This is a genomic window from Psychrobacillus sp. FJAT-21963 (genome assembly GCF_001420585.1).
Classification (GTDB): Bacteria; Bacillota; Bacilli; order Bacillales_A; family Planococcaceae; genus Psychrobacillus.
This window is the reverse complement of sequence record NZ_LJIY01000001.1, coordinates 847179-857855: the sequence shown is the minus strand read 5'-3', so window position 1 is coordinate 857855 and position 10677 is coordinate 847179. Positions and strand designations below refer to the sequence as shown.

At 36.5% G+C, this 10677-nt stretch carries 10 protein-coding genes, 2 pseudogenes and 1 other annotated feature; of the genes and pseudogenes, 9 read left to right on the top strand and 3 right to left on the bottom strand.

The window, feature by feature from the left end; genetic code table 11:
* Positions 1-150 precede the first annotated feature (150 nt).
* The gene (locus AN959_RS04115; RefSeq protein ID WP_053590737.1) at positions 151-339 is read right to left on the bottom strand and encodes a hypothetical protein; all 189 of its coding nucleotides are present in this window, start codon (positions 337-339) and stop codon (positions 151-153) included.
* Positions 340-489: 150 nt separating this feature from the next.
* Here AN959_RS04115 and AN959_RS04110 point away from each other — a divergent pair, with 150 nt between their 5' ends.
* The 7 genes and pseudogenes from AN959_RS04110 (at position 490) to AN959_RS04085 (ending at position 5279) form a co-directional block, all read left to right on the top strand.
* Positions 490-711, top strand: coding sequence for a hypothetical protein (locus tag AN959_RS04110; protein ID WP_053590736.1), 222 nt, complete (start codon positions 490-492; stop codon positions 709-711).
* Positions 712-783: 72 nt separating this feature from the next.
* Positions 784-1218: a YusW family protein gene (locus tag AN959_RS04105; RefSeq protein ID WP_056828524.1), complete on the top strand. Its 435-nt coding sequence runs from the start codon at positions 784-786 to the stop codon at positions 1216-1218.
* Between the two features lie 333 nt (positions 1219-1551).
* Positions 1552-1773: pseudogene (locus tag AN959_RS20540) on the top strand (IS5/IS1182 family transposase); the annotation flags it as partial.
* Between the two features lie 119 nt (positions 1774-1892).
* Complete coding sequence (locus tag AN959_RS04100; RefSeq protein WP_056828522.1) at positions 1893-2240, top strand: PadR family transcriptional regulator; 348 nt, start codon at positions 1893-1895, stop codon at positions 2238-2240.
* Positions 2227-3225, top strand: coding sequence for a hypothetical protein (locus tag AN959_RS04095; RefSeq protein WP_056828521.1), 999 nt, complete (start codon positions 2227-2229; stop codon positions 3223-3225). Before AN959_RS04100 ends, AN959_RS04095 begins: the two co-directional genes overlap by 14 nt.
* A 207-nt stretch (positions 3226-3432) precedes the next feature.
* The gene (locus tag AN959_RS04090) at positions 3433-4266 is read left to right on the top strand and encodes a general stress protein (protein WP_056828519.1); all 834 of its coding nucleotides are present in this window, start codon (positions 3433-3435) and stop codon (positions 4264-4266) included.
* 98 nt (positions 4267-4364) lie between these two features.
* Positions 4365-5279: an exonuclease domain-containing protein gene (locus AN959_RS04085; protein WP_056828517.1), complete on the top strand. Its 915-nt coding sequence runs from the start codon at positions 4365-4367 to the stop codon at positions 5277-5279.
* A 473-nt stretch (positions 5280-5752) separates the two neighbouring features.
* Here the strand turns inward: AN959_RS04085 and AN959_RS04080 are convergent, their stop codons facing one another.
* A complete protein-coding gene (locus AN959_RS04080; RefSeq protein WP_056828515.1) occupies positions 5753-6745 on the bottom strand; it encodes a collagen-like protein in 993 nt (330 codons plus the stop codon).
* A 354-nt stretch (positions 6746-7099) separates the two neighbouring features.
* Positions 7100-8764: an arginine--tRNA ligase gene (argS, locus tag AN959_RS04075; RefSeq protein WP_056828513.1), complete on the bottom strand. Its 1665-nt coding sequence runs from the start codon at positions 8762-8764 to the stop codon at positions 7100-7102.
* Between the two features lie 42 nt (positions 8765-8806).
* Positions 8807-9026: a binding site (T-box leader), on the bottom strand.
* 129 nt (positions 9027-9155) lie between these two features.
* On the opposite strand from argS, the gene AN959_RS04070 reads away from it, so the two are divergent.
* Both AN959_RS04070 and AN959_RS20535 read left to right on the top strand, forming a co-directional pair.
* Entirely contained in the window at positions 9156-10001 is an 846-nt protein-coding gene (locus tag AN959_RS04070; protein WP_371256499.1) for an MBL fold metallo-hydrolase, read from the top strand.
* Between the two features lie 297 nt (positions 10002-10298).
* Positions 10299-10667, top strand: a pseudogene (locus tag AN959_RS20535) (transposase); the annotation flags it as partial.
* Positions 10668-10677 lie beyond the last annotated feature (10 nt).

The following is a 10677-nucleotide window of genomic DNA, read 5'->3' as shown; positions in this document are numbered from 1 at the left end:
ATATTCAGAAGATTTAAAATCCTACTTAAGAATGACAAAAAATAGAAATGGAGGGAAAATAGACATATATAAATGGTGAATTTGGAGTTAAAATTCAATTTTTCTACATAAAAAGACACTGATATCTTTTTAGATACCAGTGCTTTAATATTACTGACCTAATATACTATTGAACAAACCCTTTTTTGAATTCGAAGTAGAGTTGTTTTTCGTTCCTCTAATAGGAGTGTTTGTAAAACTATTGAATTGCTTCGATAGCTTATCACGAGATTCTTTGTTCCTCATTAAAAATGCTGCACCCAAGCCTAGTGCTGTCAATGCCATCGTATTCTTTTTCATATAAATTGCCCCTTTCATAATTAATTTGTTAATAAATACGTTCCCCAATTTTAAATTAGTAAACTTCAATTCTTGTCCCGGTAATGTTTAGTGAAGATAAAAAAGGTTATATAATTAATAACAAATTTATATATAAAGGGAGCGAAAAATATGACGAAGAAATCATCTGAAGATCGTGAACGCAAAGAAGGTCGTCGATTGGATAATCCTGATTTAGTCGATACTGAAAAGGAAAGTCTATTCGATATAGATGAAGATATGCAAACAGTTGATCCGATACCTGTGGAAGAATTAAATGAAAAGGTAAAGGATGAAAAAGATCATCGTGCAACAAAGTCTACTTCATCCAGCGAAAAGCGTTATCCAGATTAAACGTTTATCCTTCTATACTTATGGATAACCTAAGTTTAGAAAATCATTTATGTATAAGAGGGAGATTTGGCTATGAAGAAAAGGTATGCATTATATGGGAGTTCGTTATTATCTATTGCATTGTTTCTAGGAGCATGTGGGGATAATGAAGAAATGGAAAATGCTCCATCTGCAGATGATGCCCAGAGCGAATTTGGATTCCAAGCATTTGATTTAGATATTGATACTGCAGAACATAAAGATGCAATTGATGCCTCGTTTGATATTGATGTTTCGGAAACAGAAGCAGAATATGAAAATAAATCAGAGTCAAAAAAATTAGTTGGTGATGAGGCTTACGAGGCGTTAAAACCGATTTTTAAAGATCTCGCCTTAACAAAAGATCTGAATAAAGAAGAAACAATTGAGAAAGTATCGAAAGCATTCGGGGTAGAAGACTATACAGAATTTGAATTAGAAATTGAATTTTCGGATGGAGACACACAAGAATTTACGGATAGAAAATAAGAAAAAACCAATTCTTATGATGAATTGGGTTCAGACTGTAGACAAACTCAAAGAAATTTGAAATTGTCTATAGTCTTTTTTTATTTACAATACATAGTAAGAAATCGTCGATTTCCATTTCAGGCGCTACGCTTTCCACGGGCACGGCCTCAGCCTTCTCCCTCACTACGCTCAGTCCGGGTGCTTCGGCTCGTGCTGTTCCCGTAGGAGTCTTCGCGCCTTCCACTCCAATCGACTAGTGTTGGCTAATTTAAAAAGTGTTGAGTTTCTAAATCTTCTAAGACGTTAAGGTGTTGAATATCATGATGACTAAAAACCAAATCAATGAACGTGATCTTAAAAGAGATTATGGAACGTGGTCTCTAATCAGAAGACCATGTATTCATTGATTCAACTCATTTGAAGGCGAGTGCCAATAAACGCAAGTATGGCAAGAAGCTCGTAAGAAAAGAAACACGTGCCTACGTGGAAAAGCTTCAAGAAGAGCTGAATCTAGATCGTGAAGAAAACGGAAAAACCCGTTGCCCCCGGATTTGTCTAGAGTCTGACCAATTCATATGATGAATTGGTTTTTTTAATTGTAAAAAAATCATTGCTGTATGTATCACAATAGTGTATGATGCATAGTATAAGTATATAGTGTACAACACACAGTATAAGAGGTGATATTAAGATTGAGTAATTTACTAAATTCTTTCATTACAGAATTAAGAAGAGGAACACTGACTTTAGCTGTATTAAGTCAACTACGTGTTCCACAGTACGGGTACTCACTTGTCCAATTATTGGAGAAGTCAAACATTGTAATAGATCAAAGTACTCTCTATCCATTACTTCGTCGCTTAGAAAAACAAGATTTAGTAGTCAGCAGCTGGGACACTACCGAAAGTAGACCTCGTAAGTATTACGTATTGAGTGAATATGGTAAGGAAATTTTAGAACAGTTAAAGGAAGAATGGGAAAAAACGTCAAGGGAACTTTATACATTATTGAAAGGGGAAGATGGGGATGCATCTAATTGATATTTATATCCAAGAAGTAACGCGCAGACTTCCTGAGAAAAACCGGGAGGATATTGCACTTGAGCTACGTTCAACAATTGAGGATATGTTACCTGAAAACTATACAGAGGTAGATGTAAAGGAAGCCTTAACAAAGCTAGGTAATCCAGTTACTCTTGCTAGTGGTTATTTAGATCGACCTATGCATTTGATTGGTCCAATATATTTTGATGCGTATGTAACTTTATTGAAAATGATTTTACCGATTATGACTGTTATTGTTCTTGTAATCGTGAGTATTGAAAATATTTTATCCTTTAATGGGGAAGAAGCGGTAATTGGTATACTTCTCGATATTATGGGAGAGGGAATTTGGGGAGTTATTAATGCGGCAATTCAAACTTTCTTTTGGATAACATTAGTATTTGCGGTATTAGAGAGAACAGATATATCAAAAGAGAGTGTGTCGCTAAATACAGGGTTTAAGAAATGGACCCCAGATGACTTAAAAGAAATTCCTGTTATTTCAAAGAAAAGGAAAATTCCCAATGTTGAGATATTTGGAAGTATCGTTATGATTGCAATTTTTACAGCTGTATATTTCAATGCCGTTCATTTAGTTGGGGTGTATGAAAACGTTCAGGGTGAGCTACGATTTGTAACGCCCGTTTTTAATCAGGAGGTATTACAATCTTATTGGTTAATTGTAGTTGTGGCAATTGTAGTTGAAATGTTTTTAGTATTTTACAAGTTTATGGTTGGTCAATGGACTAAAAAGGTTGCAATACTGAATTTAATTAGGAATTTAGTATCAACCATAGTTTGTATTATTATCTTCACAAACACTCAGTTAATAAATGAGGATTACATCATCTATTTTGAGGAATTGTTTAATATTACAATGAATGTCAAGGGCACTTTCATGGTTGGAATTATTCTATTGTTTGTCGTCTTTGCAGTCATTGATGTTATACAAGGATTTCGAAAAGCTTATACGAAGGGATAAGAAGATGGAAGAGGTGCAAATTTGCAGCTCTTCTTTTTTAAAATAAATGGCAATGCTGTTGATTTCCTTTATAGGCGGACGCTCTCCGCGGTCGTCGCTTATGCTTTTGCTTATCAAATATTGCAGGTCTATTAAATTATACATTATAGGTTTTTTTGAATGATGAGGGGGTAAAGGATACATAAGACAAATAAAGGAGGAAACACAATGAACATTGAATCAAATCGACGAATTGAAATAGCTCGTTCAGAAGAAGAGATGTATGAAAAGTTGGAACTCCTACAAGAACAAGGATACGCAGAAAATGACATTCATGTAATTTCTCGAGAAAGTGCACACCTTAACACACTTAATCGTCATTCGGATGTCTCTACTCATGAAGCGGGTACGTTTGTGGACAAATTTAAGTCGTGGTTCACTGGAGAAGATGCTGTGACAGAAGGATTAAGAAAATTGGACTTGGATGAATATGAAACAGAACGCTACGCAAAAGAAGTGTCAGGAGGAAGCATCGTTCTGTACACTGACGTTTTAACTCATGCAGATGATGCAAATTTTGAAGATCGACAAGATGATACTGTATATACAGATACAGTTGGAACAAGCGTTGTTCAATCTCGTTTTACAGAAACAGAGGAACCAATAAGTGATTATTCGAAAGAGCAAGGTTTCACACCATCTACCAATCAATTTGTAAATAAAACAGATGGACGTTATGATGAACCTCAAGATCGATTTGTACGAGGAGAAACATTTGCAACAGATCCCTATTTAGCAAAAGAAGAAGATCATATTGGACATTCTATGCAAGAGGATAGAATCGTGCGTGAAAAACGACCAAGCTTTAATGAAAGTCTGACTAATGAAGAAAAAAATTATGGAAACCAATCCCCGGGTGCTGATCCAAATTTAGGGCCAGCAGCATTTGGAGATGAATCAATAGAGGAAGAAGAAAATCGTCACACTCCTGAACAATATGAGGAAAAATTGGAGAGAGAAAGACGTCTCGATGAAATGCCTCCAATGAATAGATTATATTAAAGAAAACACTTAAAACCCCTTGCAGCAATTGCAAGGGGTTTTAAGTGTTTAGTAGTTTATGAGATAATAATGAACAAAGCGTTAAAAGGAGTGATGGAATGGACTTCGTAGCAATAGATTTTGAAACTGCAAATAGTTTACGTACAAGCGTGTGCTCTATTGGGATTGTGCAAGTGAAAAATGGGGAAATCAAAGAAGAAATACATACTCTCATCAATCCATTAAGCGAGTTTCATTACTACAATACAAAAATTCATGGAATAACAGAAGATATGGTCATTTGTGCCCCAACATTCGAAGAATTTTGGCCGGATTTTAAAGGATTCATAGATAATCAAATGATTATTGCTCATAATGCTAGCTTTGATATTAGTGTTTTGAGGGCATCATTAAATAACTTTCATGAGACATATCCTAACTTTCAGTACGGCTGTTCATATCAAATTGCTAAAAAGGTTTGGCCAAATCTTTATAATCATAAATTATCTACAGTATCAAATTATCTCGGTATTAGCCTAAGGCATCATGATGCTTTGGAAGATGCACGGGCCGCAGCGTTAATAACACTTGAGGCACTTCAGAAAACGCAGACAAGCTCTATTCAAGACCTTTCAAAATTACACAAATTAAAAATAGGTACTCCAATGCCTACAAAGAAACAAGTATCTCGTCCTAAAAAAAGTATTGCAGATGTATTTATTCAATCACTTGAAACTGAATTTAGTTCTCCAAATAGGAAGCACCCACTTTATGGAGCTAACATTGTTTTTACAGGTAGAATGATTTCAATGACAAGGGTGCAAGCTGCCCAACTCGCAGTTAATTGTGGTGCCAACTGTAAAGGTAGTGTCGATAGCAATACAAATGTTTTAGTCGTTGGGGACAACGATTTAGTAAAGTATGTGCAAGGGGTTAAAAGTACTAAAATGAAAAAGGCAGAAGAGATGATTCGTCAAGGCCTGCCAATTGAAATTGTTGGGGAACAAGATTTTTTAAGGTTAGTAAAAGTATAATTTTTTAGAATGGTTCAGACAATAATAATTATGACTGAACTGTTTTTTAAAAATAAAATAATACTTGTAATAGTATAATAGAAAGATTTATTAAAANAAATAATACTTGTAATAGTATAATAGAAAGATTTATTAAAAAGTTCTTAAAAGCTTTTTATAAATAATTATTGTATGGGAGTTGTTCTTTAAAGAGCAACTCTTTTTACGGTTCTGTTATTTATTACGGTAGACTTTTAAATTGTAAAACGAGCATTAAAGTGGTTTCAACACCTTAAAGAAAGAGGTGCCGAGGTGTGATCATACAGCAGGTTTTTGTGAGTATACAGCAACTCATACGGACATGGTGCCAGCGTGAATGGCTATAAATTTACGCATCTTTACATATAAAAAAGAAAGTTTAAACGAGAGTACTTAACTAAATGAAAAAAAGCTGACCTTTAGTTTTTTTCACTAAGGGCAGCCTAATAAAGTGACTATGAAGAAATTTTCTTGAGAGTGATGGCAGCATTGATACCGATTTGTGAACCGCCTCCATCCAACCGTAGGTCAAGATAACTCGGTAGGGACGTATGATTACGGAGAGTTAAATTAGTATTATCCTTTAAACGAAGAATTTGAATACCTACATTTTGGTTATTTCCACTTTCATCACTAAAGGATGTACCTTCAATCTCTATACCATTTGCAAATAGAGTTAACTGGTTTGGATGTCTTCCTGATAAGTGATAAATAATTTCGTAAACTCCACCATGTTTTATGTGGATAATTGCTTCTCCTTCTTTATGGGTAATTCCTGCTGTCATAATACCATTCTTATTAAATTTGATATCTTCTTCTTGAAAAGTCCGTTGCTTATCGGTATTAAAAATATAAGCATATTCTGAAATCCCTACAGATGGTCCAGGAGGTCCCGCCACTCCAGGGGGACCTTTAGCTCCAGTTGGTCCAGTCGGCCCTGCTACCCCAGGAGGTCCTTGTTTTCCACGAGGACCGGTTTCACCTTTATCTCCCTTATCTCCTTTTGAACCAGGTATCCCAGGAGCTCCTGCCACTCCAGGAGGCCCCTGTTCACCAGGAACTCCAGGAGGTCCTTGTTTCCCAGGAGGCCCGGTTTCACCTTTATCTCCCTTATCTCCTTTTGGACCAGTTATCCCAGGAGCTCCTGCCACTCCAGGAGGCCCCTGTTCACCAGGAACTCCAGGAGGTCCTTGTTTCCCACGAGGACCGATTTCACCCTTATCTCCTTTTGGTCCAGGTATCCCAGGAGGACCTTGCTCTCCTTGGAGTCCAGGCCTGCCTGGCGGACCCTCATAACCCATTGCCCCCCGAGGTCCCCTTGCCCCAGGAGGACCTTGCTCGCCAGGAGGACCTTGCTCACCAGAAGGCCCCTCCAAACCTCGTGGTCCTCGCCTGCCCCTAGGGGGATGAATCTTTCCACACTTGCTGCATGGTTCTCTTTTTTCCAATTGTTCACTTCCTCTCTCTATTAAAGTATTCAAAAGGGGTGAGGGGGGTTGGACTTTAGTCAGTGGTGGAAATTCTAATATTATTCGAGTGAATGAGTATTTAGGAGATGTATTGCATGGCATTTGATTATAGTTGGGACTTTGGCTCAATAAATTTCTAGAGTTGCATCGCATAGGAAGAGGAGAGCAGGGAGACTTTTATAGTCAGGAATAAAGGATACAAGACTAAAGCGGTAAAAGGAATGATTAATCATTTGTTTGAGTATTCAAATGTTGACTAATAGATAATATAAGTTCTAATGAAAAGGTGGAACAAAGGAACTGAACTAAGAAATGGACAGTTCCTTTGTATGTTTACATTTCGCTTGGCGCTTTCATACCTAACAATCTTAAAGATTCTCCTAACACAGTTACTACAGATTGAACAATCGCTAAACGATAAGGTAAGTGAGTAGGGTCTTTTAAGATTTGCACGTTACCATAAAATGAATTAAATACTTGTGACAAATCTAATGCGTATTTTGCTATTAAGGATGGGTCATACTCAGAAGCAGCTCGCTGAGTGATGGATGGAAATTGTTGAAGTGATTTAATAACTTCCCATTCATAATCATTGACTTCTTTCACTAGGAAAGTTTCTACTTCTTGAGCTTTTCTTAAAATAGAGCAAGCACGTGCGTACGTATATTGTATATACGGTCCTGTTTCACCCTCGGTTTGAAGCATTTTCTTTATATCGAATTCTATGTCATGCTTTCGGTGTTGTTTTAAATCACTAAAGATAATAGCTCCAACACCTACTTCTTTTGCAACCTCTTTTTTATTTTTTAGCTGAGGATTTTTTTCTTCTATTGTTTTCTCGGCTAATTGAATAGCCTCATTTAATACTTCTTCTAATAGAATTATTTTACCTTTTCGTGTTGATAATTTTTTTCCATTTTTCAAAATCAATCCAAAAGGAATATGTTGAATTGCTTCAGACCACTCTAATCCCATTTTGTTTAACACAATTTTTAACTGCGAAAAGTGTAGGCTTTGTTCGTTTCCAACAACATACAAAGACTTCGTGAAATGATAACTCTTTTTTCGATGAAAGGCAGCTGTTATGTCTCTTGTCGCATACAAAGTTGCACCATCTGACTTTTTTATTAAACATGGTGGTACATTTTCTCCAACATCTACTACAAGTGCTCCATCAGACTCTATTAATAGCTTTTTTTGTTGTAATTCATCCACTATTGGATCCATTTTGTCATTGTAAAAGGCTTCCCCTTGATAGGAGTCAAAAGTAACCCCAAGTAGGTCATAAATTTTTTGAAATTCCTTTAATGATTCTGTTCGAAACCATTCCCATAGAGCCAATGCAGATGGCTCGCCGTCCTCTAATGATTTAAAAGCTGCTCTTCCTTTATCATTAAGGGTTTCGTCTATTTCCGCTTCTTTATGAAAACGAATGTACAGTTCTAGTAAAGTTTGAATAGGGGCTTTTTCCACCTTCTTTTTGTCTCCCCACAAATGATAAGCTACGAGTAATTTTCCGAACTGTGTGCCCCAATCACCTAGGTGGTTGATCTTAAATGGTTTGTAACCACTTTTTTCTAGTAATAAGGCAATTGAATTTCCTATAACTGTTGAACGTAAATGTCCCATGGAAAATGGTTTTGCAATATTTGGAGAGGACATATCAATTGTAACTATATCTCCAGCTCCATGATAAGAAGAACCATATTGTACACCTTCTGTGTGAATAGAACTCAAAACGGAATTTGTAAATGGTACACGTTTCATGAATATATTTACGTAACCGTTTACTGCTTTTGCATTTTCAATATTTTCGTCCTTTAAACGTGTTGCTAATTCTTCTGCTATTACATGAGGCGACTTCCTTTGTTTTTTGGCAAATGAAAAACAAGGTAGGGCATAGTCACCTAAATGTGCATACGCAGGCACCTCAATCATATTCTCCTCGATTATTTCGGATGTGAAATTTTGAAGAATGTCTACAACTAGCTGTTTCATCTAAACTCCTCCTAAATAAAAAAAGCCCTCGTCTCATCATATTGATGAGACGAAAGCTTGAACTTCCGCGGTACCACTCAATTTGCCTTTAATAGGCCACTTTCTCCTAACGGTGAGTCTCCGGCTTAAAAGAAAAAGGGCGCATGCGTTTTTCTTTTAAGCATCTCCAAAGTGCGGTTCACAACTCATCATAACTAGGCTAACACCATCCCTAGCTCGCTTGGTATTCCGATGTTGTTACTCTCTTTATCTCAGATATTAAAAATGAATTTACCAAATAAGAGAGAAGATGTCAACTTGTTTAGTGAAGTAAATAGGGTGGTATAAATATATACAGTAGTGAGAAACTAAATGTAAGGAAAATGAAAAGAGGGATATTGTGGATCATACTATTTCATATGGTGATGATTATAAATTTATACCTGCAACATCAGTTGGAAGTGGTGTAGGATTTGAGGTGCTCCCAGATATTTTTTGCCATACAATTCAAATTGTCAATATTTGTTTAGTTGGACACCCTCAGTCTAATGATTTTGTTCTAGTAGATGCTGGTATGCCACATTCATCAAAGGAGATTATCTCCATTATAGAGGAACGGTTTGGTGAAAATAAAAAACCTAATGCCATTATTTTAACTCACGGACACTTTGATCATGTAGGTGCAATTATTGAGTTAGTGGAGAAATGGGATATACCAGTTTATGCACATAGTTTGGAACTGCCTTTTTTAACAGGAAGGGAAAGTTATCAAAATCCAGATCCTACAGTAGAAGGCGGTATGGTAGCCAAAATGTCTGCTATGTTTCCAAAGGATCCAATTAATTTAGGAAATCTTGTGAAGGAATTGCCATCAGATGGAACAGTTCCTCATATGCCCGGTTTTAAATGGATTCATACTCCCGGACATACGCCAGGTCATGTATCCCTGTTTAGGGATGAAGATAAAGTTCTAATAGTTGGAGATGCATTTGTTACTGTAAAACAAGAATATTTATATAAAGTAATCACTCAGGAGCAGGAAATTAGTGGCCCTCCAAGATATTTTACAACAGATTGGGTGGCAGCAAGGGAATCAGTAGAAAGGTTAGCCGAATTAAAACCTAAAGTAGCTGTTACAGGGCATGGCTTACCAATGACTGGTGATTTATTAGCTAGTAACCTACATCTATTAGTAAAAGATTTTGAACAGATCGCGATGCCTAGTTATGGAAAGTATGTTGATGAAATAAAAAATTAGCTTTAAACCCACCCTCTAAAAAAGGGTGGGTTCAGACTGTAGACAAACTCAAAGAAATTTGAAATTGTTTATAGTCTTTTTTTATTTATAATAAATAGCAAGAAATCGTCGATTTCCGTTTCAGGTGCTACGCTTTCCACGGGCACGGCCTCAGCCTTCTCCCTCGCTACGCTCAGTCCGGGTGCTTCGGCTCGTGCTGTTCCCGTAGGAGTCTTCGCGCCTTCCACTCCAATCGACTCGTGTTGGCTAATTTAAAAAGAGTTGAATTTCTTCTAAGTCGTTGAGGTATTGAATATCATGATGATTAAAAACCAAATCAATGACCGTGGCTACCGAAGGAACATTTGGTCAGTAATATTAGATGCCGCTATTGATTTCCATTCATTTATCCATTAGTATAGCGTCTTTATTCTACAACTGGGCGGCCAATTATTGATCTCGTAATGTTATTTAAAATGACGTTTATTCCATATACATTTGGCATCCGTTCGATGCGCCAAATAATAAAAGAGATTGAAACGAATATGGGGAATCGTTGGTTGGTTTTTAGGATTTGGTTTTCATACAGAAATATCGCACTTCTCAACCTTCGGTAAGAACTATGGTCGTAGTTTTCAAGAAATCGATATCTTTGAACAAATCTTTTACCGCATGTTAAAAAGTATCTCGAGAGACG